Source organism: Halomonas sp. HAL1 (assembly GCF_030544485.1).
Classification (GTDB): domain Bacteria; phylum Pseudomonadota; class Gammaproteobacteria; order Pseudomonadales; family Halomonadaceae; genus Vreelandella; species Vreelandella arctica.
In genome coordinates, this window is record NZ_CP130610.1 from 3,549,723 (window position 1) to 3,572,052 (window position 22,330).

General features: G+C 55.5%; 22 protein-coding genes and 1 pseudogene. All 23 read right to left on the reverse strand.

Features of this window, described 5'->3' with window-relative positions; all coding sequences use genetic code 11:
- Positions 1-17: 17 nt before the first annotated feature.
- Positions 18-611, reverse strand: a complete 594-nt coding sequence (locus Q3Y66_RS16520; protein WP_008959456.1) for an exopolysaccharide biosynthesis protein — start codon at positions 609-611, stop codon at positions 18-20.
- Positions 604-1,068 (reverse strand): TerB family tellurite resistance protein, encoded by a 465-nt coding sequence (locus Q3Y66_RS16525; RefSeq protein ID WP_008959455.1) that lies wholly within the window; start codon positions 1,066-1,068, stop codon positions 604-606. The genes Q3Y66_RS16520 and Q3Y66_RS16525 overlap by 8 nt, the downstream gene beginning before the upstream one ends.
- Before the next feature lie 215 nt (positions 1,069-1,283).
- Entirely contained in the window at positions 1,284-2,246 is a 963-nt protein-coding gene (locus Q3Y66_RS16530; RefSeq protein WP_008959454.1) for a hypothetical protein, read from the reverse strand.
- Between the two features lie 128 nt (positions 2,247-2,374).
- Positions 2,375-3,385: a nucleoid-associated protein gene (locus Q3Y66_RS16535; RefSeq protein ID WP_008959453.1), complete on the reverse strand. Its 1,011-nt coding sequence runs from the start codon at positions 3,383-3,385 to the stop codon at positions 2,375-2,377.
- A gap of 34 nt (positions 3,386-3,419) precedes the next feature.
- On the reverse strand, positions 3,420-4,181 hold the full coding sequence (locus Q3Y66_RS16540; protein WP_008959452.1) for an ABC transporter permease: 762 nt from the start codon (positions 4,179-4,181) through the stop codon (positions 3,420-3,422).
- Positions 4,178-5,113: an ABC transporter ATP-binding protein gene (locus Q3Y66_RS16545; protein WP_008959451.1), complete on the reverse strand. Its 936-nt coding sequence runs from the start codon at positions 5,111-5,113 to the stop codon at positions 4,178-4,180. Before Q3Y66_RS16545 ends, Q3Y66_RS16540 begins: the two co-directional genes overlap by 4 nt.
- Positions 5,114-5,172: 59 nt before the next feature.
- Positions 5,173-5,460, reverse strand: a pseudogene (locus tag Q3Y66_RS16550) (peptidylprolyl isomerase); the annotation flags it as partial.
- 42 nt (positions 5,461-5,502) lie between these two features.
- A complete protein-coding gene (locus Q3Y66_RS16555) occupies positions 5,503-6,588 on the reverse strand; it encodes a serine hydrolase (RefSeq protein ID WP_008959449.1) in 1,086 nt (361 codons plus the stop codon).
- A 57-nt stretch (positions 6,589-6,645) separates the two neighbouring features.
- Positions 6,646-7,770 carry an OpgC domain-containing protein gene (opgC, locus tag Q3Y66_RS16560; protein ID WP_008959448.1) on the reverse strand — a complete coding sequence of 375 codons (1,125 nt, stop codon included), beginning with the start codon at positions 7,768-7,770 and terminating at the stop codon, positions 6,646-6,648.
- Between the two features lie 190 nt (positions 7,771-7,960).
- On the reverse strand, positions 7,961-8,260 hold the full coding sequence (locus Q3Y66_RS16565) for a hypothetical protein (protein WP_008959446.1): 300 nt from the start codon (positions 8,258-8,260) through the stop codon (positions 7,961-7,963).
- Positions 8,261-8,546: 286 nt separating this feature from the next.
- A complete protein-coding gene (locus Q3Y66_RS16570; RefSeq protein WP_193365462.1) occupies positions 8,547-8,684 on the reverse strand; it encodes a hypothetical protein in 138 nt (45 codons plus the stop codon).
- A gap of 49 nt (positions 8,685-8,733) precedes the next feature.
- On the reverse strand, positions 8,734-9,618 hold the full coding sequence (locus Q3Y66_RS16575) for an aldose 1-epimerase (RefSeq protein WP_008959444.1): 885 nt from the start codon (positions 9,616-9,618) through the stop codon (positions 8,734-8,736).
- Positions 9,619-9,642: 24 nt separating this feature from the next.
- Positions 9,643-10,680 (reverse strand): ABC transporter ATP-binding protein, encoded by a 1,038-nt coding sequence (locus tag Q3Y66_RS16580; protein ID WP_008959443.1) that lies wholly within the window; start codon positions 10,678-10,680, stop codon positions 9,643-9,645.
- Positions 10,681-10,684: 4 nt separating this feature from the next.
- Positions 10,685-12,301: a glycoside hydrolase family 43 protein gene (locus Q3Y66_RS16585; protein ID WP_008959442.1), complete on the reverse strand. Its 1,617-nt coding sequence runs from the start codon at positions 12,299-12,301 to the stop codon at positions 10,685-10,687.
- A gap of 13 nt (positions 12,302-12,314) precedes the next feature.
- Positions 12,315-13,142 (reverse strand): carbohydrate ABC transporter permease, encoded by an 828-nt coding sequence (locus tag Q3Y66_RS16590; RefSeq protein WP_008959441.1) that lies wholly within the window; start codon positions 13,140-13,142, stop codon positions 12,315-12,317.
- Positions 13,139-14,071 carry a carbohydrate ABC transporter permease gene (locus tag Q3Y66_RS16595; protein WP_008959440.1) on the reverse strand — a complete coding sequence of 311 codons (933 nt, stop codon included), beginning with the start codon at positions 14,069-14,071 and terminating at the stop codon, positions 13,139-13,141. The genes Q3Y66_RS16590 and Q3Y66_RS16595 overlap by 4 nt, the downstream gene beginning before the upstream one ends.
- A gap of 66 nt (positions 14,072-14,137) precedes the next feature.
- The gene (locus Q3Y66_RS16600; RefSeq protein ID WP_008959439.1) at positions 14,138-15,427 is read right to left on the reverse strand and encodes an ABC transporter substrate-binding protein; all 1,290 of its coding nucleotides are present in this window, start codon (positions 15,425-15,427) and stop codon (positions 14,138-14,140) included.
- A gap of 45 nt (positions 15,428-15,472) precedes the next feature.
- Complete coding sequence (locus tag Q3Y66_RS16605; RefSeq protein ID WP_008959438.1) at positions 15,473-16,243, reverse strand: SDR family NAD(P)-dependent oxidoreductase; 771 nt, start codon at positions 16,241-16,243, stop codon at positions 15,473-15,475.
- A 43-nt stretch (positions 16,244-16,286) separates the two neighbouring features.
- Positions 16,287-17,450, reverse strand: a complete 1,164-nt coding sequence (locus Q3Y66_RS16610) for a Gfo/Idh/MocA family protein (protein ID WP_008959437.1) — start codon at positions 17,448-17,450, stop codon at positions 16,287-16,289.
- Positions 17,451-17,505: 55 nt separating this feature from the next.
- Entirely contained in the window at positions 17,506-18,561 is a 1,056-nt protein-coding gene (locus Q3Y66_RS16615) for a sugar phosphate isomerase/epimerase (RefSeq protein WP_008959436.1), read from the reverse strand.
- A 101-nt stretch (positions 18,562-18,662) separates the two neighbouring features.
- Entirely contained in the window at positions 18,663-19,628 is a 966-nt protein-coding gene (locus Q3Y66_RS16620; protein WP_008959435.1) for an ABC transporter substrate-binding protein, read from the reverse strand.
- 77 nt (positions 19,629-19,705) lie between these two features.
- Positions 19,706-20,731 (reverse strand): ABC transporter permease, encoded by a 1,026-nt coding sequence (locus Q3Y66_RS16625; protein ID WP_035587327.1) that lies wholly within the window; start codon positions 20,729-20,731, stop codon positions 19,706-19,708.
- Complete coding sequence (locus Q3Y66_RS16630) at positions 20,724-22,235, reverse strand: sugar ABC transporter ATP-binding protein (protein ID WP_008959433.1); 1,512 nt, start codon at positions 22,233-22,235, stop codon at positions 20,724-20,726. The genes Q3Y66_RS16625 and Q3Y66_RS16630 overlap by 8 nt, the downstream gene beginning before the upstream one ends.
- Positions 22,236-22,330: the final 95 nt, after the last annotated feature.

Genomic DNA, 22,330 nt, shown 5'->3' on the forward strand with positions numbered 1-22,330 from the left:
CAATAAAACGCTTCAATTTATAACAGATTCATCGCGATAAAGGCGCAGGTAGCGCCAAACAGCGCAAACCCCAGCAGCAGCGCCACCCCATCGCGGGCAACCAGGCCTAGCCCTAGCAGTGACAGCGCCAGCCCCGCGCCGTTGGCTGAAAAGGGAATAAACTCCATGGGCGGCATGGCGAGTGCGATAAGCAGGCATACCACCGCCGTCACGCGGATACCGATATACCCGGTCAGCCACGGCAAACGAACCTTCAGCAGCCCGTCCACCCAGCGGGCGGGCTTTTTCATGTAATGAATGCCTTTATCAAACTTTTGCCGCGAAATTGAGCGATTTAGCAGCCATTTAGGCAGCCAAAACGCTTCACTGCCCGCCAATAATTGCACTGACACCAACAGTACCAGCGCGGCCATCAGCGTGGGCATACCGGGTATATCGCCAATAATCGGCGTCAGCGTAATTAAGCCAGCCACCAGCAGGAGCGGACCAAACGAGCGCCGACCTACGGCATAAACCACATCATCAACGCTGATTCGAGGAGCGTCCTGCTCCATGTTCTCTATTGAGTCAATTAGGTCCATTAAATTCGAGTCTTCATTGCGGTTATGCATCGTGGTTATTGCGCTCCTCTACGTGCAGTTTGGTGCGGATAAAATCACTGTGGCTGACATGTAGCAAATCCGCCAGGCGGCGAATGCGGTGCTCTTCTAGCGGGTCAACATTGCCGTCGGCCCAAGCCAGCTGCCACATTTGTGCCACCAGCTCACAGCGCTGGCCGTAGTTATAGTGCTCTTTAATCAGGCTAACAAATTGGTAGTGATCAACGGCTTCATCCACTTCCGCCTGAGCAAGCAGCATTAACTCTTCTACATCGCTTTCGCTTAGCTTATAGCGCTCAATAAGCATGCTGCGCAGGCTGGCTAGCTCTTCGTCGGTGGTATCGTAGTCGGCGCGGACAATTTCACACAGCAGCGCAGCGGTGGCGAGCTCCAGCGTCAACGTTTGGTTTTCACGCTGCTCGGGTTGCGCCAGTGTGCGCTGGAAAAAATCACTAATGGCATTCAGCATAGGGTTCTCCATTGATAGTTACCGACGTCTGACCATGCCTAACCCTTGAAGTGCATCCATGAACAGTTGGTAGCTATTCAATACGAGGTGAAGAAAGGCTTGTTGGTATACGCTGATGAAAATCCCTAATCGAAGAACCATCACCAGACTCATACACATAGGGCAGCCATTTGGGGCTGCCCTCTTTAATACGTGGGAGAATTTTGATCAACAGATTAGTGCTTATCAAGCAGGGTTTCCAAGCTATCTGTTGTCAGGATCCGTACTACCCACTCATCTAGCTGTGCGTCTGAAGCCGACGTCAGGCGCTGATCTGCCCAATCGGGCATCTCGCCGAACTTTAAGGCGATTTGCTTACGCAGCGTACCTTCCACGCCTTCATGACGACCTTCTTGGCGACCTTCTTGACGCTCTTTTTCACGTTCAAAGCGCTCAACGGTATTGACGTAAGGCATGTGCTTTTCCTCCTGTATGGCGTAGACCGCCTGGACAAACTCGGACTCCAAGGCTTTTGGCAGCTGGAGCATCCAGTCGATGATATTAAACAACCGCACAATCTGCTCGCGGCTGTAGCCCCGTTCATACAGCAGCCGAATAAGAGCAATCTTGACATCCTTGCGCGTAGCGCCGTCCTTCAATCGCTTAGCGTGGATCTGGGCCATTACCACCAGCGCAAAGACGTTGTTGCTGGTTTCCAGTGCCGTCCAGCGTGCTTCCCAATCAATCAGTTTAGCTGTAGGGAAGGTAAAGGTCAGCTCGCAACCCCAGCGCTGATAGCGGAAAGTAGTGGGCCTAAAGCTATCGCGTGTATCGGCCAGCACCGCCAGGCTCACCACATCTACCCCGTAACGATCACGTAGTCGGTATTGGTAAGTATACATTCGCTCAGCAAAGGCTTCCTCCGGCTCACCCTGTACCTCAACGTGGATCAGCACCCACGTTTCACTGCCGTTCCGTGCATAGACCTTGATCAGCTTATCGGCGTAACGCCTGCCACTGTTGGCATCCGCCGTGATCTGCTGTAACTCCTTGTCGAGAAAGCTGAAGCCTTTCGACCAATCCACTTGTTCATGAATGTCTGGGAACAACAGATCCAAAAATTCCTGGAAATACCCTTCCAGCGCCATCTTCCAAGGACTGTCGTGGTCGGCAGGTCGGGACGTATCCGCTTCGCTCATGCAAGCTCCTATTTCACTACTCAAATGCTAGCACAGTGACACTTTTCAAGCGCTACTCCCCTTTATGCTCTCGCTTGCTACGTCAACAAAAGAGAGCTCTCCTGGTGAGAGACAGCCGCGTGGCTAACTCAATCTTTCTTGGTAAGTTGCTCTCTCAACTGCTTGGGCACTTGCTTAATGATCAAGCGATCCTGGGCAGCGTCGTACTCAATGCTTGAACCGAGCAGATGGGAGTCAAAACTAATCGAGACGCCGCCCGCACGCCCGGTGAAGCGGCGGAACTGGCTCAAGGTGCGCTTATCGGGGGGGATTTCCGGCGAGAGCCCGTAATCGGCGTTGCGGATATGCTCGTAAAACGCTTTGGGCTGCTGTTCGTTGACCAAGCCGGAAAGCTCATCCAGGGTCATCGGTTCGCCCCGACGCAGCTGTTCATTGGCGTAGTCCACTAGCGTGTCGGTTTTTTCACGGCTCACTTCGTCGTCGTAATCCTCTTTCTCGACGTAGTCGCTAAACGCTTTTAGCAGCGTGCGGGTTTCTGCCGGGGCATCCACTCCTTCTTCCATACCCAGCAATGCAACCAATCCTTCAGCGAGTTTTTTGCCACCACGATCTTTTAGGAATGAAACATACTGCGCACTCGGGGCATCGCTCTGCCACTGGGTAAGATTGATGCGCGCGGCCAGCGTCAGCTGGCTGGTATTGAGCTGTGCGGCGGGCACCGCGTGGTGCTCAGCATTAATGCCAATACCTTCGCGCTGGTGCACCAAAGCTATCAACAGGGTTTCCGTATCGCCCTGGCGCTGGTGGCTGATCACTAGGTAACCACTGACTGACAGCTGCTCTTGAAGCTGCTTGGTCAGCCGTTCGGCCAGTGCCATAGAGAGCTCAGCAAAGCTCTGTTCACCGGCAAGGTAAGCGCGCAGCCACACCGCAAGCGGCCCTGCTGATTCGCCCTCGTCGGCAAAGCGCCCCCAGCCTTTGGGCTTGGTGTTGTAGGTGTCGTTCAGCGCACCCACTAGGCTTGTCATTACCGGGTCATCGCTGGGAGCCGCCTGTTCTTGGGGCGCAGCGGTTAGGGTTAGGCGCTCACCGTCTAGCGTCGGGTCAAGGCGGTGCACAATACTTTGCAGTAGTGGCATAAGGGTCTGCTAGCATCCAGAAGTTAAACGTAAATTAGGGTTTAAGGCGGTAACCGGTGCGAAAAATCCAGCCAATCGTGGCCAAGCAAGCGACCAGGAACAGGGTGATCATGCCAACGCTGGCCGCTAGGCTAACATCGCTAATACCGTAAAAGCTCCAGCGAAAGCCGCTCACTAGGTACACCACAGGATTGGCTAAGGTGATGGTTTGCCAAAACGGCGGCAGCATATCAATAGAGTAGAAGCTGCCGCCCAAAAAGGTCAGCGGCGTGATCACCAACAGCGGCACCAGCTGTAGCCGGTCAAAGCCATCCGCCCATATACCAATGATAAAGCCGAGCAGGCTAAAGGTGACCGCCGTTAGCACGAGGAAGAAGAGCATCCAAAATGGATGAGCAATCTCCAGCGGCACAAAGAAGTTTGAGGTCGCCAGGATAATCAGCCCCAGCAGTATCGATTTTGAAGCTGCCGCGCCCACGTAGCCAATCACAATCTCTAAATGTGAAATAGGCGCTGAAAGCAGCTCATAGATACTGCCGGAAAACTTCGGGAAAAAGATACCGAAGGAGGCGTTGGAAACGCTTTGCGTCAGCAGCATTAGCATAATCAGACCCGGCACGATAAAGGCGCCGTAGCTAACCCCATTGACCTCACTGATTCGCGAGCCGATCGCGGCACCGAACACAACAAAATAGAGCGATGTGGAGATGACGGGCGAGACAATGCTCTGCAGTAACGTGCGGCGCGTACGGGCCATTTCGGCCATATAGATGGCGCGAACGGGGTGAAGGTTCATGCGCGCTCCTTAACCAAATCGACAAAAATATCTTCAAGCGAGCTTTGCCGAGTATTGAGATCTTTAAAGGTGACCCCTTCCCGCTCCAGCGCAGTTAAAAACTCTGAAATCGCGTGACCGTCCTCTTCCTGGCTGCCATCGTAGGTATAAATCAATTCAAACCCTTCAGCGGCTAAGCTCAGTTCAAAGCGTTGTAGGTTCGCAGGTATCTCTGTCAGCGGGCTGTGTAAGTTCAGTGTTAGCTGCTTGCTGCCCAACTTGCTCATCAAGGCGGCTTTCTCTTCTACCAGCACCAGTTCACCGCGATTAATGACGCCGATGCGGTCGGCCATCTCTTCGGCTTCTTCGATGTAGTGGGTGGTCAATATGATCGTCACGCCGTTATCGCGCAGTTGGCGCACGACATCCCACATCTCACGGCGCAGTTCAACGTCGACCCCGGCGGTGGGCTCATCCAGAAATAGAATGCGCGGCTCATGGGAGAGCGCTTTGGCGATCAACACACGGCGTTTCATGCCGCCCGAGAGCGTCATTAGCCGGTTGTTGCGCTTATCCCAGAGCGCCAGCGACTTGAGCACTTTCTCGATATGCGCAGGATTAGGCGCTTTGCCAAACAGACCACGGCTGAAACTGACGGTGTTCCAGACGGTTTCAAACGCTTCGTTGGTCAGCTCTTGGGGCACCAATCCAATGCGTTCACGGGCCTGGCGGTAGTGGGTAATATTATCGAACCCATCGACCATGACATGGCCTGCGGTGGGATTGACCAAGCCACACACCACGCTAATCAGCGTGGTTTTGCCTGCTCCGTTGGGGCCGAGCAGGGCAAAGATTTCACCACGCTGAATCGTTAAATCAATGTGGGTTAACGCCTGAAAGCCACCTTCGTAGGTTTTGTTCAGGGCGTTAATGGTAATAATCGGGTCGTTCAAGGCGTACTCCTCACACCGCGGTTGAACAACCGCGGTGCTTGACGGCCTTTTAGGCAGAATTAAGTGCGGCTGGTGACTTCGAGCAGGTGATAACCAAACTGGGTTTTCACCGGGCCGTGCACTTGGCCGACCTCGTCATTGAAGACGACCTTATCGAACTCAGGCACCATTTGGCCGGGGCCAAAGCTGCCGAGGTCGCCGCCTTGGCGGCTGGAGGGGCAGCTGGAGTGCTCTTTGGCGACTTCAGCAAAGTCACGGCCGTTTTCGATTTCTTTCTTGAGTGCTAGGCACTGCTCTTCGCTGCTGACTAAAATGTGGCGGGCGCTGGCTTGTGTCATAAGTTGCTCCTGACTAAGTAGGTTCTGAGGGTCATTCGGGGCGGTAGTTTATCACGGCTTACCCAGGGCTCCGCTATAACGCAACGCTTCACCGACACTGGCCAAGGCGCGTTCGTGCGCGTTTACCGCTACGGGCCCGCGAGCACAGCTAACGATCACCCATGGCCCTTCGGTGGTTGTCTCAACGTTGGCACGCTCGGCAATACCGGCATCGCAACTGCGCCGCTGCTGAGTGCCGGTTTTATGGGCAAAGTTTATGCCTTCCCCTAGGCCCGCTTTAAGACGCCGCTTACCAGAACTGGTTCGCTGCATCACCGCTAACAGCGTTTGCCGCTGCTCGGCGCTTAAGTCATCTGTGCCGCCGTGCAGGCTAGCTAGAAGGTCGCCAAAAGCGCGTAAGGTGCCCACGTTTTCGCCGGTGGCTTCGTAGGCATCAAACGCATGGTCGTAATCGGGCTGGGTAAAGGATTCTGTGCTAACGCCTAGCGCGCGGGCCAACGCCTGGGCACGCTGGCTTACCGCATGCTGGCGCAGAGCGATAAAATCCATTCCACCAAGCGCGCGCGCATCAGGGTGAAGCTCGCCATAAACACCCTGGCGCACACCGACCAATTTTGAGATAGGCCCGATCTCGTCAGGGTTGCCGCCGCTTGCCGCGATCATGGTACGAGCGCGCTCGTTGACGGCATCCAGCCCCACTCGATCAATCAACATATCGGTAGCGGTGTTATCGCTGACGGTGATCATCTGCTCCATCAAGTAACGGATGGAGATAGGCGTACCGGGGTCGTGCCAATTGGTGGGGCCCGCGCCATCGACAAAGTCACTCTGGGCAAGCATTAGCCGCTCATCCAGCGTCAGGGTGCCTGCCTGACGTTCGGCCAGCACTTGCGCCGCCACCGGTATTTTAATCAGCGAGGCTAAATACCAAGGGGCATCGGCACGCCAGGAAAACCCTTCACCACTGGCGAGATTTTGTACATAAACGCCGAGCTCGCCCTCAAATACACCTTCAATGGCCTTTAAGCGCGCGGTTAAATCGCCCTGCCAGGCGCTCTGCTTATCGACTTCATAGTACCAATTTGTATTGTACCCATCTGCATAAATAGGGAGCGCAACCAGCAGCGCTACTGCCATTAGTCCACATTGTATCCAGTGTCGCAAATCGTAAGCTCCAGCAGTTATTAATCGCTCTTAACGGTGATTCGTCATCCAGCGGGTCATCCAAATCCACGCCGCGGCGCCAAGTATCAACAGCCCGCCCACGCCAAGCGCCTGTGGATAGGTGTACATTCCCTCGCCTTCCCACAAAAAGCGCAGTACTAAGAAGATCATCACAATATGGAAAATGAATGCTTTCAGAGCATCGGAACCGACAATCGTCAGCGGCCTTAATACCTTGGCTGCTTTGGCGCCTCCGGCTAACGCCAGGGCTAACAGCACCAAGGCGCCGCCTAAGCTAAACAGCATGAACTCAAGCCCCGGCGGATGCTTACCGACATTGTTGGCCACGGCGAGCATCGCCGCGTGCACATCACCATTGGAAAACGCCAGCGCATAAAATGCTGCTACCATTAGCGCGCCCAGTCCTAACAGCGTGAGTACTAAGCGACGGCGAGTGGTCGGTTCAAAATAGCAGCGAAGTAGTGCTTCACCGATAAGCAGCCCGATTAGAATCATCGGTGCGCGGCTGATCTGCCCCCAGGCATAGTGGTCTTCATGATCCACCAGCAGCGCTTTCAGAATATCGTTGCCACCAAACGTAAGACTCTGCAGCCAGACGGTCAGCGCGGTTAACGCACCAATCGTTGCGAGTCGACTCCAGAGCGGTGCCCGCGCCCATAGCGGTAACATCAGCGGCACCCAAAGCAGCGCAATGGCATAGAAACCTAAGATTTCGACCCAAATCGCAAAGCGCCCATAGAGCAAGGCATCGACGATCTCGTTAGGTGGGTAGTAGGGAAGCATTTCAAAGATAGTCAGCGCCTTGTACCAAAACCATACTTCTACGGCGCGGAGCCAGAGTTTGAGCCGTCGTTTAGGCCAGTCTTCGCTCTGAGTGTGAGCAAGAAATGCCACTGCCAGCGCAATGCCAAACACTATAATAAACAGCGAAGAGGAGAACTTGGTCAGAAAATGAATCGGCACCATTCCCCAATCAGGCACATTACGAATACCGACGAGACCACTGACAGCATGGCTTACGATCATCAAGCCAATGGCTAAGCCACGCGCCAAATCAATCGCTTCTATACGGCCTTCCGCTTTGGGCAGTTGGGGCTTGTCTGTCCATTTCAGAGGCATCCAATTCAGCGGCATCGAAACATCCTTGTGAGGGAGCAATCAATAAAGTGTTATGCAAATGGATGCTCAACACCACTGCTGTTTTAAACTATCAACGCACGCTGATTAAAAATATTGATGGCCTACACAAAGATGCCCCGCAATTGGCGGGGCATATTCCGACTCATCCTTGAGCCCGAGAAAAGTTATTCCTTAAAGATTGCAATTACCAGCCGGAATCATCCTCCTCTTCATCGGTGGCGGGTACTTCTTGCTCCTCTTCCTCTTCTTCGTAAGTGAATTCTTCCTCTTCCTCTTCGTACTCAGTACCTGCATCCTGACCTTTATCCTGCTCAGTGTCGTAGCTGTTGTAGGTACCTTCACCTTCCTGCATCGGCTCTTCCTGCGGGGTAGGCTCTTGCTCTTCGCCACTGCCTTCCATTTCGGCAAAAGCTAACGGGCTGGTCAGTAGACCAAATGATACACCTAGGATGCCAAGCTTCTTGAGAGAGTCCGTCTTCATCATGATACTGCTCCTATATAGCTTTACTGCTTTAACGTTGGTGCGAGCATTGCACCTCGGCTTTAGAGTTAAGAGCGCCAGTTCATCCTACCTGTCACGCTCTCCCTCTTAACGTTGCAGCGCCCGTGCCACCTCTCCCCAATAGCAAATAAAAATCATTGTTAAACAATTGCTTATATGCCTCAATAGACCAACAACTTCATGATTTTATTAACAAAAACTAGCACCATGCTGTTTAAAAGAGGCACATGATCCCCGATTGAGCAGGTAATCGGGGCAATATAACGACTTACTCATAAGCTATTTCTTCAAGCTCTTTCCCGCACGTTTCTTTGACGAAGTAGATAACAAAGAAGACAGGGGCAATGGCACTGATCGCATAGAAGGCGTAAGCACCAATCGCGCAGCCCAGCAGCATCAACGCCACATTGAAACCAGTGCCTGCGCTATCGAAGTTAAAAGAGGCCTGTAGGCTACTAAGTCGTTTGATAGCTAAACTGACACGTCATCGAGGTTGCCTGGTCAGAGGCCAGTTCAACTAACCCCTCGGTTAAAGATGAGACGCTATGGTGGGCATCTACCACATGGCTTACGGGCTCGAAACAGAAAAAATCCGCTTGAGCATGGGGAGAGAAAACCAGATAGCGGGACATGGTGGGTACAGTAGTGAGCTCAAGTTCCACACCGCGAGCTGGCCATTCTATTCGTGCTTGGCCTTTCCAACCGGTAAAGAGGTTGTCGATTAAGCGTTCGGGTAGCGCTTTCCCATTACTGAAGTTCCAGGTGGACTCCGGTGTCAGGCGGTGCCATTCACGTGGCAGTTGCTCTTTATCAACCTCCCAAACGCCTTCCGCTAGCGCTGTAATCCGAGTATCGCCAGTGCGGGGAAACCAAGGATGGAGGCCCAAGCCATAAGGTGCAGGTTGGTCGCCTAAATGCGTCACGCTAAGGGCTACTTCCAACCGGCTATCTATCAGGCGATAGCTCAACTCAGCGTGATAATCAAAAGGAGGCTGTTCATTAGAACGCAGTTCAAGCTGCAGTGTGCGCGCACTTTGTGACACGACCTGCCAAGACCGCTGCCAGCCATCGCCATGAATGGGCAACGGCTCATTCTCAAGGTTTTTCACAAGGGGATAATATTGCCCACGCCACTCAAAGCCACCCTTCGCAATCCGGTTTGACCACGGTATCAATGGGTACATCGCCAGTTGATTCGGATCTCGTTCATCAATGCTACCTGGGCGCATAAGCGCCACGACTCCTGCCTGCGTCAATGCATCAAAACGTACTACTGAGCCTCCCACTTCCGGGTTCACTACTAAACGCAGCAGGGCATTTTCTAGGGTGATCGTCGTCATTTTTTACTGCTCCTAGACAATACTCTAGCGACTGTGTGGACGCTTTTGTACCACGTCATCAGGCACTCGCTTTCCATCGGCATCAAACGCGTGGAGTTGGGCCTGCTGGGGAGTGATAAATAGCGTATCGCCATGGCTAAGATCGACATCGCCAGAAAGGCGGACAGTGAGCGGGCCGGTCTGCTCGCTATCCACATAGGCGAAAGCGTCAGCGCCCAGCTTCTCGATGAATCGCACACGCCCTTTCCACTCGCCCTGCTCGCTGCTCACCTCTAGATGCTCGGGCCGTATGCCTAGAGTGTTGGCTCCGTAAGCCGCCGCTAGGGCACCTTCGATCAAATTCATTTTCGGCGAGCCAATAAAACCCGCCACAAACAGCGTTTCGGGGCGTTGATAAAGCACCATGGGCTTGCCCATTTGCTCGATCTTCCCGGCGTTCATCACCACAATGCAGTCGGCCAGTGTCATCGCCTCTACCTGGTCGTGGGTGACATACACCATGGTGGTCTCGAGCCGCTGATGCAGTTCGGCCAACTCGACCCGCATGCGGTTGCGTAACGAAGCGTCCAGATTAGAGAGCGGCTCGTCGAACAGAAATACGCCGGGGCTGCGAACAATGGCACGACCAATGGCCACCCGCTGGCGCTGCCCACCGGATAACTCGGCGGGTTTACGCTCGAGCAGATCCTCAAGGTTGAGCAAGCGTGCAGCCTCGGCCACTTTGGCTTCCCGCTCTTTGGTGGGTACTTTTGCCAGCCGCATGCCGAAGTCGATATTGCGAGCGACCGTCATGTGCGGGTAAAGCGCGTAGGACTGGAAAACCATGGCAATGTCCCGGTCACTCGGCTCGGCAGTGGTAACGTCTTCCCCGCCGATAGTGATCGAGCCCTGAGTGACGGTCTCCAGGCCCGCAATCATGCGCAGCAAAGTGGATTTTCCGCAGCCAGAAGGCCCAACCAGCACGGTGAAAGAGCCATCTTCGATATGCAGATTTAAATCAGGGATTACCGTGGTTTTGCCATGAAACGTCTTTTCGATGTCGCGTAGTGTTACTTCAGCCATGAGCTTATCTCGTCTCTGAAAGAGGGGCGCGGCGATAGCAAAACGCCTGGAAATCGGCGGGGGTGCCACGTCCACTAATGTCGTGGGCGGCCATACCTAGAAAATTGCCAGTGAAATAGCCGTGGGCGCGGCCGCTGCCTTCGTCGGAAAGCAGGCCAGCATCTAACGCTGGCCCAATCAGTTGCCAGGGCTGATCTCCCTCGGCATAGCGAAAGCGCAGCTCGCGGGCGTGGATATCCAGCCCAAGCCGAATAGTGGCATCAGGTTCAATGCGAATGCCTTGTTCAGCGATACTCAAGTTCCCGTTCGGCCAATCATCCAGGCAACTGATAATGCTGAGCACCTTGTCGCCTGCATCGTTCAAGGTCACCGCTAAATAGTGGAACTTGAAGCGGTTGTAGTAGGCGATAAGCCCGGCAAACTGCTGAATATCCTCGGGTTCAAAGGTGAGTGTCGTTTCGGCACTGCAGTGAATGCTGTCCTGACGGCGCGCCACTAGCGCCTGCTCAAACCAGGAACCTACCGATTCACGGCCAAAAAGACGTAAGTAGCCGGGTCGTTCGGTAAGCGAAAAGAGCCGTTCCGGGTAGGGGGTACGCAGCCACTGAAACACATCAGGCAGCGTTGCTGATTTGAAATCGTAGTGCTCCGCATGAACAGGCGGCTTCTGCGTCACCCCACTCATCGCTACCTTTACCGCTGGTGCATTGTCCTCATCAGCGAGCCGTAGCCAGCCATCTTCACCCCACTCCACGCGCTGAATAGCAGTCTCGCGCCCCATCGGCGATAGCCGGGTGCCTAGCAAGGGGCGGCTGCATAAATGCACCAGATAAGTATCACCTTCAGGGGAGTCGACCAGATCTGCATGGCCAGCCCGTTGTAGCGGGTTTTCAGGATCATCTCGACTCGTCAGAAGTGGATTGTGGGGATGTACCTCGTAAGGGCCTGTCAGCGTTTTGGAACGCGCCATGGTCACTGCATGCTGGTAACCCGTTCCGCCCTCGGCCACCAAGAGGTGGTACCAACCATCGCGCCAGTAGAGATGCGAACCTTCTGTGAGCTTCATTTCGGTACCGGCAAAAATATTGGTGATGTCCCCCACCAAGCGGCGTTGCTCAGGATCATACTGTTGCAGCACTATTCCGCCGAAACGATCCCGCCCTTCGCGCTGGCGATAGTCCCACTGCAGGTTGATCAGCCACTTGCGGCCGTCAGTATCGTGAAACAGCGAAGGGTCAAAGCCACTTGAATTCAGGTAGACCGGATCGCTCCAGGGCCCGTCGATATGCGGCGCTGTCACCACGTAATTATGGCCATCCTTGAAGTTCCCTTCATAACGCTTCATGTCGGTATAGACCAGCCAGAACAGCCCGTCGGCGTAGCTTAAGCAGGGCGCCCAGATGCCGCATGAGTCCGGATTGCCGCGCATGTCCAACTGGCTGGCACGGCTCAAGGGCCGCGTGACCAGCGTCCAGTTAGCCAAGTCACGGGAGTGATGAATCTGAACACCGGGATACCACTCAAAGGTCGAAGTAGCGAGATAGTAGTCGCCGTCTACCCGACAAATGGAGGGGTCGGGGTTGAACCCGGCCAGAATAGGGTTATGGATGACATCGTTCATTATGGATCCTCCTTTATCCCTTAACCGAGCCGCCGGTCAGGCCAGCCACGATGTACTTCTGGGCGGCGAGAAAGAAGATAACCGCCGGAATGATGGTCAAGGTCACGAAGGCTAGAATCATGTTCCACTGGGTAAGGTACTCCCCTTGGAATTGCATCATGCCCAGTGGCCAGGTGTAGATAGAGCGGTCGTTGAGCACGACTAACGGCAGTAGGAAGTTGTTCCAGCTCTGCACAAAAACAAACACGCCCACGGTGGCCAGAATGGGGGTCGAGAGCGGCAGCGTGAACGACCAGAAGAAGCGTAAATAGCTACACCCATCGACATAGGCCGCTTCAAAAAGCTCTTTGGGCAGTTGGTCGAAGAAGGCCTTAAAAAGCAGGATGGCTAACGACAAACCAAACGCCGTCTGGGGCAGGATCACCGCCCAATAGGTATCCAGCAGGCCCAAATCCCGCACCTTGATAAACAGCGGTAGAATGGCCGCCGCAAAGGGAAACATCAGGCCGAGCAACAGATAGGAGAGGATCATCTTGGCGCCGAAGAAGCGGATCTGCGAAAACACATAAGCCGCTGCGGCCCCCACCACCAGGGTTAAAAACACCGTCATTAACGAGATGAAGAAAGAGTTACCCAAATAGCGCCAGAAATTGCCGTCCAGCAAGATGCCGATGTAATTACCGGCATCCCAACTATCAGGCAGCCACAGCGGATTGGTACGCAGCTCTGAATTCCCCTTGAAGCCACCGAAAAACGCCGCTAACAGGGGGCCAATCACCACGCTCGCGACCACGATCAGAATGATCACGCGCAGGGTGTTCCGGGTAGTGATACTTTTCATGCCTTACTCCCCTTGCCGGTGGTGCGTTGGTAGAAGAAGGCAATGCCGATAGCGAGCACAAACAGCACAACCGCAGCGGCGCTACCAAAGCCAATATTGAGCCGTGAGAGACCGAAGCTGTACAGGTAGGTAACGATGGTATGGGTCGAGTTAGAGGGGCCGCCGTTGGTCATCGGGATGATAATGTCGAAGATCTGTAGCGAACCGATAATGGCAAAGAAACCACTCACCACGATGGCATGCTTAATCAGCGGGATTTGTACAAAAAGCGCCACTTGGCGGGGTTTAGCCCCTTCAAGCTTGGCAGCTTCAACCAGATCCTTGGGCACGCTCTGCAGGGCGGCAATGTAGATCATCATATGGAAGCCAAAGTACTTCCAAACGATCACGGTCATAATCGCCGGAAACGCCCATTGATGGTCGGCCAACACATACACCGACTCCTGGCCCATAGCATGCAACAGCGAACTGGTAATGCCGTAGTCGCCGTCAAAAACAAAGCTCCAGATGAGCCCCGCGGCCACTTCCGCCAAGATGTAAGGCAGGAAAAATACCAGCCTAAACAGGGTATTGGTAGGCGTCTTACGGTACACCAACAGTGCTAACCCCAGTGCCAGGGGCATCTGAATCAACAGCGATACCAGTATCAGTTTGGCGGTATTCCACAGCGCGGTATGAAACACCGAGTGATCGAGCAGGCGCTGATAATTTTGCGAGCCGACAAAGTCACTGGGCGCACCGTAGCCATTCCAGGAAAAGCCGCTGTAATAGACGGCATCCGCTAGCGGCAGAATGACGAACAGCGAAAAAAGGATTAACGCCGGTGGAAGCAGGATTAATAGCGCGGTGAATTTACCGCTCACCAAGCCTTTCTTCACCCGGTCAGCATTCCCTCTCCGCGGCACGGCGGTTCGGTCAAGCGTGGTCATGGCAAACTCCGAGACAGAGCGTGGATGAGCACGGGCGGTAACACGCGTGCTCTTTTAGCGGGCAGATCATCTAAACTGCCAGGCTTCATCAACCTGGGCAGCAGACTCTTCCGGGGTGATCACGCCTTGCGCCAAATCGCCGCTAATGTCGTTGATGGTCGCGCCCACGGACGTTCCCAGCGCTTGATCCAGGAACACTTGGTGGAAGGCAGATTGCGCAAGAATTTCCGCGACACGGCGGGCATAGGGAGTTTCAAGGGCTTCAGCTGAGCCCTCGGCAACCGGCACAAAGATGCCTGTCGCGGCGGCTTTACGCTGGTTGTCTGCATTGAGCAGAAAGCGCAGAAAGTCGACCGCTTCATCGGGCGCATCACGGGTGACAGCAAAACCGTTCATCCCCCCAAAACTCTGTGCGTTGCCCTCACCACCTTCGACCTCTGGAAAAGGGATAAATAGCAAGTCGTCATCCGGGACACCCTCGCCACTGACTGAGCGCTGCTTGGAAGGAAGATAATCCCAGTCACCCATCACGTGGAAGGCGGCCTCACCATCGCCAAACATCCCGCTGGCGCGCTCGTAGGAAGTGGCCATAAAGCCTGACTGAAAAGGATCAAGATCAACAAGCGACTGAAGCATCTCGCCTGCGCGCACAAAGGGTTCGCCGTTAAAGCCGCCGTTATCACCGCTTTTGGCCGCTTCAATGCCGTCGCCACCGGCAAGGCGGGTGACTAAAGAGCCCCAATAGAAGTGCAGCGGCCAGCCATCCTGACCACCGACCACCAACGGCGTTATGCCCTCTTCCCGCAGCGCCACCACGGCGTTTTCAAAATCCTCCCAGGTCGTGATCGCTTGCGCATCCACTCCCGCCTGTTCTGTCAGGGCAGTGTTCGCCCAGATACCCACCACCGTAGCGTAGAGCGGCGCGCCATAGACGCGATCATCGAGGGTAAAAGCGCGCACTGCAGATTCTGGATAGATATTCTGCCAGCCATCGCGCATCGGCTCGCTCAGGTCGCGGACAAATCCCGCATCCACCTGATCGCGCAGCCCCTCACCGCCCCAGGTGTAATAGATATCCGGGCGCTGGCTGGACTGCAGCATGGTGGGCAGGCGCGTTTTGTACGCCTCGTTGGCAAGGTATTCGAATTCGACATCAACGTCAGGGTGCTCCGCTTCATAGGCGGCAACCACTTCCTCGTAGTAGCGCTTTTCGGCGCTGCTGCTTTCAATCCTTAACACCGTCACCGTGGTATCGGCGGCTGCGGTTACTGACCCCAAAGCAGCAACAGCGGCAACAACCAGCGCTAAGTGACGAGGGCGTGAACAGGGCACGTTGTATTTGTTAGATACGTGCATGAAATTCTCCTAATGTTATTTTAAAGCTTGCTGTTGAGTCGTCTCTCAAGCCCAGCCAGCGTCCACCGCCAGCTCCTGACCGGTAATGGCTTGGCTTTCGGCGCTGGCTAAAAACAGCACGGCGGGGGCGATATGTTGGGGCTCAAGGCGAATTTTTAGACACTGGCGCTCTTGAATGGTGATTTCGTCCTCGGGACTAATCCACTTTTCGAGCTGCCGTTCGGTCATCACTGCGCCGGGCACCAGCGTATTGACGCGGATATTGTATTCACCCAGGTCGCGGGCCAGGCTGCGGGTTAAGCCATGCACTGCGGCTTTGGCGGTGACGTAGGCGGGCAGGCCGCCCAGCGCCATTTGTACGCTGACTGAGCCAAAGTTAATGATCGAACCACCGCCCACTTTCATCATCTGTTCAGCCGCCGCCTGGGCGGCAAAGAACATGGGTCGTAGGTTGAGCGACATGCGTTCATCCCAGTAGGCAGCATCGACATCCTGCCAACGGTGACGATCATCGCTTGCGGCATTGTTCACGAGCGTATGGATCGGCCCGACGTTTTGGCCGGTATCGGCGATGACCTTTTGCAGGCTTTCCACATCGCGAATATCGCAGTGGTGGTAAAGCGGTGGCTCCCCGGCTGCGGCACTAAGCTCGGCGACCAACGCCTCGCTGGCTTCGTCGTTGATATCGACAAATACCACCCGTGCGCCCTGATGATGAAAGGCACGGGTCAGCGAAGCACCAATGCCGCTGCCGCCGCCGGTAATAAAGACCACACGCTGCTCAAGGCACCCATAACGCGCTAAGGGCTGGTTCATAGCGGCTCTCTCTTGATGTTGTTGTTATCTCAGGCGGCCGTCTTCACATATCCACCCACTGACCACCGGCGGCGGACGATGCCAGTGCGCGGGTAATAAACGTTAAGCCATCGACACCGTCGGCCACGCCCGGCGTTTGCATGGCCAGCTCATCAGCGTGGTCACCCCGTTGGTGGGCGTGAATTTGCACGGCGAAATCGCGATAGAGCTGGGCAAAGGCTTCGAGATAGCCTTCCGGATGCCCCGGTGGAATTCGTGCAGCCGCCATGGCGGCGTCGCCTAGGCCTGGGCCGTTGCGCGTAAGGATTCGTGAGGGCTCTCCCTGGGGCGAATGGACTAACTGATTGGGCGTTTCCTGGCGCCAGGCAAGGCCACCTTTGCTGCCATAAACGCGAAGCTGCAGCCCGTTTTCGTTGCCCGGCGCGACCTGGCTCGACCACAGCATTCCCCGGGCTCCGCCCTTGAAGCGCAGCAGCATATGGACGTTGTCATCCAACGCTCGCCCTTCGACAAAGGTGTGCATATCGGCGGCGAGTGATTCCAGTTGTAACCCGGTGACATAACGCGCCAGGTGATACGCATGAGTGCCGATATCGCCCAAACAACCTGCCGGGCCGCTGCGTTTGGGATCGGTGCGCCATTCGGCCTGCTTTACGCCGCTCTCTTCCAAGCGGGTGGAGAGCCAATCTTGCGGGTACTCCACCTGGACGACGCGAAGATCACCCAGCTCACCGTTGGCCACCATCTCGCGCGCTTGGCGAACCAATGAGTAGCCGGAGTAGTTATGGGTCAAGCCAAAGAACAATCCCGTCCGTTCCACCAGCTCCGCGAGGGTTTGCGCCTCTTCCAGGGTGATCGTCATCGGCTTGTCGCAGATGACGTGAAAACCCGCTTCCAAAAAGGTGCGCGCTACGTCGAAGTGCACATGGTTGGGGGTCACAATGGCGACCACGTCAATACCATCCGGCCGCTTGCGTTCAGCTTCGGCCATGGTTTGGTAGTCGGGGTAGGCGCGATCGGCGTCCACATGCAGTTCTACGGCGGCGGACCGGCTGCGATCAGGGTCAGAGGCAAAAGCCCCGGCAACCAATTCGTAATGGTCATCCAACCGTGCGGCGATGCGGTGTACGCCGCCGATAAACGCCCCCTTGCCACCGCCGACCATGCCCAGGCGCAGCCGACGCGGCGTGTGGTTTTGATTGCTCATGTCGTATTGCCCTCCGCTGTCGTTGAAATAACGGGATTGAATTAATTGGATTGAATTAATTGAGTCCCAAAATGCGGCGATTGGCAGCGTCGTCAGACCCACCGCTGGCAAAGTCGTCAAACGCCCGCTCGGTGACCTCAATAATGTGATCGCGAATAAAGGTTGCGCCTTCACGGGCGCCGACTTCTGGATGCTTCAAGCAGCACTCCCACTCCAGCACCGCCCAGCCGTGATAGTCGTTAGCCGCCATCCAGGAAAAGATCGACTTGAAGTCGATTTGGCCATCGCCCAGGGAGCGGAAGCGCCCCGCGCGCTCCGTCCACGACTGGTAGCCGGAGTAGACGCCCTGTTTGGGGCTGGGGTTAAACTCGGCGTCCTTAACGTGAAACATCTGAATATGCTCGCGATAGACGTCCAGAAAGCCGCGGTAGTCGAGCTGTTGCAGAATTAGGTGGCTAGGGTCGTAAAGGATGTGGCAGCGCGGGTGGTTACCGACCCGCTCAAGGAACATCTCAAAGGTGATGCCATCGTGCAGGTCTTCGCCAGGATGAATCTCGTAGCAGAGGTTCACACCGGCCTCGTCAAAGGCATCCAGAATCGGGCGCCAGCGTTTCGCCAGCTCGTCAAACGCGGTTTCAACCAAGCCCGCCGGGCGCTGGGGCCAGGGATAGATGAACGGCCACGCCAGCGACCCGGAAAAGGTGCCGTGGTCAGTTAAACCAAGGTTTTGCGACGCCTGGGCGGCCAGCTTTAGCTGTTCGACGGCCCACGCCTGGCGCGCTTTGGGATTACCCCGCACTTCGGGCACCGCAAAGCCATCGAACATCTCATCATAAGCGGGATGCACCGCCACTAACTGGCCCTGAAGGTGGGTGGAAAGTTCGGTGAGTGCTAAGCCGTGCTGGGCCAGAGTGCCTATCACCTCATCACAGTAAGTGCGGCTCTCGGCAGCGCGTTTTAAATCGAATAGGCGGGCATCCCAACTGGGAATTTGCACGCCCTGATAACCCAGCCCCGCCGCCCAGCCAGCAATGCTGTCGAGGCTATTAAAAGGTGCTTCGTCACCGGCGAACTGGGCGAGAAAGAGCGCAGGCCCTTTGATTGTTTTCATAGGACTCTCTCACTATCGTTTGGATTAAGTGCTTGGGTAGGCGCGGGAAGGAGTAATGCTTGTTACCCGCGCCTATTAATCACTACGCAATCAATAAGCGATCAGAACGGCGAGTCGGGGAAGTAGTACTGCTCGGCGTTCTCCTGGGTAATCAGCGGCGAGCCTAGAATGTACTCACCCAATACCGGGCCATTGGAGACAAAGTGCTGTACGGTCAGATCCATGGCGGTGGCAATCATGGCAGGCGGATAGAGTACGTCCACCGGCACCAGCTCATCACCGTCCATCACCCGTTTGATAATGTCCTTCATGCCCGCCCCGCCGACGATAAACAGCTCGTCTTCACGATCCGCTTGGCGCACGGCTTCGATCACCCCTAGCGCGATATCGTCATCCTGGGCCCATACGGCATCAATATTGTCGAAGCGCGATAGGTAGTCCTGCATCACTTCAAAGCCATCGTCGCGGTTCCAGTTGGCGTGCTGCATATCGAGGATGTTGACCTCAGAACCTTCGATCGCCTCTTGGAAGCCTTGCACCCGCTCATCGTCGATCACCGTGGGAATACCGCGCAGCACCACAATGTCGCCCTGATCATCAAGGCGCTCGCGGATATACTCACCGGAGACGCGGCCTAACTCATGGTTATTGCCCGCGACATAGAGATCCTGGATCCCCTCTTCCGTCAGACCACGATCCACCACGGTCACGAACACGCCGGACTCTTTAACCCGGCGCACCGGATCGGTCAGCGGACCAGACTCAAACGGCAGCACCACCAACGCGTCGATGTTGCGCAGCGATACCAAATCCTCCAGATCATTGGCCTGCTCCCCCGCTGTGCCCGCCGTGGAGATAGTGATCTCAATGTCAGGATAGAGCTCCTCGAGGCGTTTTTTGGCCTCCTCGGCGTGGTAGTTAACGCCCCCTGTCCAACCATGGGTGGCGGCGGGAATGGATACACCGATGGTGACCTCCTGAGCAACCGCGGCGCTGGAAAGCCCTATCGCTGAAGTGAGTGCTGCGGTAGTGACGCAGGCCTTCACTGCTGTCTTGATGGTTAGCATGGTGATGCTCCTTTCGTGTTTGTACTTGTTATGTTGCGTGCTGCTTGTCGTTGATGTTGCGCTGATGGCTAGTGAGTTTATGGTCCTGTTTTCCTCCACGATGCACGCTGCAGATAAACCGCCACAATGATGATGATCCCCTGCACCGTGCCGTTGAGATAGTTGGAAATGGCGTCGGTCAAATTGAGAATATTGCCAATCATGGTGAGCATGATGGCGCCCACCACCGTGCCCCAGATGCGTCCATGCCCACCCTTCAACATGGTGCCGCCAATAATCACCGCGGCAATCGCTTCAAGCTCCCATAGCACCCCGGTAGCGCCCGAGGCAGAGCCCAAACGCGGCACATAAATAATCGTTGCCAGCGCCACACACACGCCCTGCAGCATGTAGGTCAGGGTTTTCACGCGATCCACATGAATGGCACTGTATTCGGCAACTTTCTCATTAGAGCCGATGGCAAAGCAGTAGCGACCAAAGCGCGTATAGTTGAGCAAGATGTAGCCAATAACGGCCACTGCCAAAAATACCCACACAGGTATGGTGATGCCCAAAAAGCTGCCGTAGTACACCGGCCGGTAGATATCGCGCACGGCCCAATCCAGCGTCAGCGTTCCGCCATCAGAAAGGTAGGTAACCAGCGAACGATAAATACCCATGGTGCCAAGGGTGACGATAAACGCCTCAATTTTGCCCTTGGTTGTCACGATGCCGTTGATAAAGCCTGCGCAAATCCCCAACAGCAACGAAGCGCCAATCCCCAGCAGTATGGTGGTCCACCCCGCACCGAACTGCTCGACGAGGCTATTCATGAGAATAATCATCACCCCGGCAATAAAAGCCGCCATGGCCCCCACCGAAAGATCCAACCCACCGGCGGTAATTACAAACGTAGCGCCGATGGCGATGATGCCGATAAAGGCACTGCGGGTGAGCATGTTCGAAAGATTATCCAACCCCAGAAAAGCCGGGTTAACCAGCACGCCCAGTAGCCCTAAAGCCACCAGCGCCACAAACGGCCCCCAGGTTTTCAGGTCAACCGCGAAGCCTTTTTGAGTAATCATTTTATTAGCTGCTTTATTAGTCGTTTTGTTATTAGCCATGACGCTGCTCATCGACCCCGACTCCTTTAATACCGGATGCGTACTGCATAATTTCTTGTTCATTAATTTGCTCGCCTTCAAGTACGCCAGTGAGCACGCCTGCGCACATCACCGCCACACGGTGGGAGAGACCGATAAGCTCGCCCATCTCGGAAGAGATCAAAATGACCGAGCAGCCCGACTCGGTTAGCTCGTGGATAAAGTGATAGATCTGGTGCTTGGTGCCCACATCGATACCCCGGGTCGGCTCATTGATAATCACGACTTCCGGGTCAATGGACATCACTTTGGCGAGCAGCAGTTTCTGCTGATTGCCCCCGGAGAGTTCCGAGGCGGTGCGCACTGCCGTCCGCAGGCGGATATCAAAGCGCTCAATGGCCTGCTGAAAGGCCTGCTCTTCACGGCGGCGGTCGATTAATGGGTGGCAGTGAGCACGTAAATTGAGCAGGGTGACGTTGGAGCGCAGATCCATGTTGAGCACCAAGCCTTTGCCCTTGCGGTCCTCGGTGAGATAGGCAATTCGCTGATGCACCGCATCGCGAAGATGGCGCAACACCACCGGCTGCCCGTTGCGCAGCACTTGACCGGCACTTTTTCTGCGTAGGCCCAGCACCGCTTCAATCAATGCCGTTCGCCCGGCGCCGACGATGCCGCCGAATCCCAGCACCTCTCCCCGGCGCAGCGTAAAGCTGGCGTGCTTGACGGCGCCGGGCACCACGAACTCCCGTGCCTCCAGCACCACCGGTGCATCCGCCAAAAGGTGCGTACGCGGGGGATACATCTCGTTAATCTCCCGGCCCACCATCAGTCGCGCCAGCTCTTCCTTGCTGCGCCCCGCCATCGGGCCGCTATCGACCAAATGGCCGTCACGCAGCACCGTCACACGGTCGGCGATCTGCTCAATTTCACGCAGCTTGTGGGAGATATAAAGAATCGCAACGCCACGCTGGCGCAGGCGGGCAATCAGTGCGAACAGCACCTTTACTTCGTTTTCGGTCAGGGTGGCGGTGGGCTCGTCCATAATCAGCACGCGCACATCCCGGGTGATCGCCTTGGCGATCTCCACCATCTGCTGATCAGAGGTGCTGAGGTATTTCACTCGAGCGCGTGGATCGACGTCGGTTTCGAGTTCCGCCAGCGCCTCACGGCTAAGTTCCCGCATGGCTCGCCGATCCAGAAAAAGCCCCCGGCGCAGTTCGCGACCTAAGAAGATGTTCTCTTCCACGCTGAGCTGTTCCGCCAACGCTAGCTCTTGGTGGATCATCACCACACCGTCGGCCTCGGCTTCACCGCTGGAGCGGTAGTGACGCTGGCTGCCCTCCACTAGCACCTCGCCCGAGGTGGGGCGAAGGTAACCCGCCAGAATTTTTACCAAGGTGGATTTACCCGCGCCGTTCTCGCCCAACAGGGCATGCACTTCGCCCGCCTTAAGGTCGAGATCAACGTCGAATAACACTTGGTTTTCGCCAAACGAGCGGCAGAGTTTGCGTGCTGATAAGAGCATGGAGCTACCTGTTGTTACTGTTGTTATTATGCGTTTAAGGCTTACCAATATTATTTGCTGTCGTGCGATGCTTTATTTACTTTAGGTGCTAAAAT

Coding starts and splice junctions, on each gene's coding strand:
- Q3Y66_RS16520 (WP_008959456.1), bottom strand. CDS start 611: ATGCATAACCGCAATGAAGACTCGAATTTAATGGACCTAATTGACTCA.
- Q3Y66_RS16525 (WP_008959455.1), bottom strand. CDS start 1,068: ATGCTGAATGCCATTAGTGATTTTTTCCAGCGCACACTGGCGCAACCC.
- Q3Y66_RS16530 (WP_008959454.1), bottom strand. CDS start 2,246: ATGAGCGAAGCGGATACGTCCCGACCTGCCGACCACGACAGTCCTTGG.
- Q3Y66_RS16535 (WP_008959453.1), bottom strand. CDS start 3,385: ATGCCACTACTGCAAAGTATTGTGCACCGCCTTGACCCGACGCTAGAC.
- Q3Y66_RS16540 (WP_008959452.1), bottom strand. CDS start 4,181: ATGAACCTTCACCCCGTTCGCGCCATCTATATGGCCGAAATGGCCCGT.
- Q3Y66_RS16555 (WP_008959449.1), bottom strand. CDS start 6,588: ATGGCAGTAGCGCTGCTGGTTGCGCTCCCTATTTATGCAGATGGGTAC.
- opgC (WP_008959448.1), bottom strand. CDS start 7,770: ATGCCGCTGAATTGGATGCCTCTGAAATGGACAGACAAGCCCCAACTG.
- Q3Y66_RS16565 (WP_008959446.1), bottom strand. CDS start 8,260: ATGATGAAGACGGACTCTCTCAAGAAGCTTGGCATCCTAGGTGTATCA.
- Q3Y66_RS16575 (WP_008959444.1), bottom strand. CDS start 9,618: ATGACGACGATCACCCTAGAAAATGCCCTGCTGCGTTTAGTAGTGAAC.
- Q3Y66_RS16580 (WP_008959443.1), bottom strand. CDS start 10,680: ATGGCTGAAGTAACACTACGCGACATCGAAAAGACGTTTCATGGCAAA.
- Q3Y66_RS16585 (WP_008959442.1), bottom strand. CDS start 12,301: ATGAACGATGTCATCCATAACCCTATTCTGGCCGGGTTCAACCCCGAC.
- Q3Y66_RS16590 (WP_008959441.1), bottom strand. CDS start 13,142: ATGAAAAGTATCACTACCCGGAACACCCTGCGCGTGATCATTCTGATC.
- Q3Y66_RS16595 (WP_008959440.1), bottom strand. CDS start 14,071: ATGACCACGCTTGACCGAACCGCCGTGCCGCGGAGAGGGAATGCTGAC.
- Q3Y66_RS16600 (WP_008959439.1), bottom strand. CDS start 15,427: ATGCACGTATCTAACAAATACAACGTGCCCTGTTCACGCCCTCGTCAC.
- Q3Y66_RS16605 (WP_008959438.1), bottom strand. CDS start 16,243: ATGAACCAGCCCTTAGCGCGTTATGGGTGCCTTGAGCAGCGTGTGGTC.
- Q3Y66_RS16610 (WP_008959437.1), bottom strand. CDS start 17,450: ATGAGCAATCAAAACCACACGCCGCGTCGGCTGCGCCTGGGCATGGTC.
- Q3Y66_RS16615 (WP_008959436.1), bottom strand. CDS start 18,561: ATGAAAACAATCAAAGGGCCTGCGCTCTTTCTCGCCCAGTTCGCCGGT.
- Q3Y66_RS16620 (WP_008959435.1), bottom strand. CDS start 19,628: ATGCTAACCATCAAGACAGCAGTGAAGGCCTGCGTCACTACCGCAGCA.
- Q3Y66_RS16625 (WP_035587327.1), bottom strand. CDS start 20,731: ATGGCTAATAACAAAACGACTAATAAAGCAGCTAATAAAATGATTACT.
- Q3Y66_RS16630 (WP_008959433.1), bottom strand. CDS start 22,235: ATGCTCTTATCAGCACGCAAACTCTGCCGCTCGTTTGGCGAAAACCAA.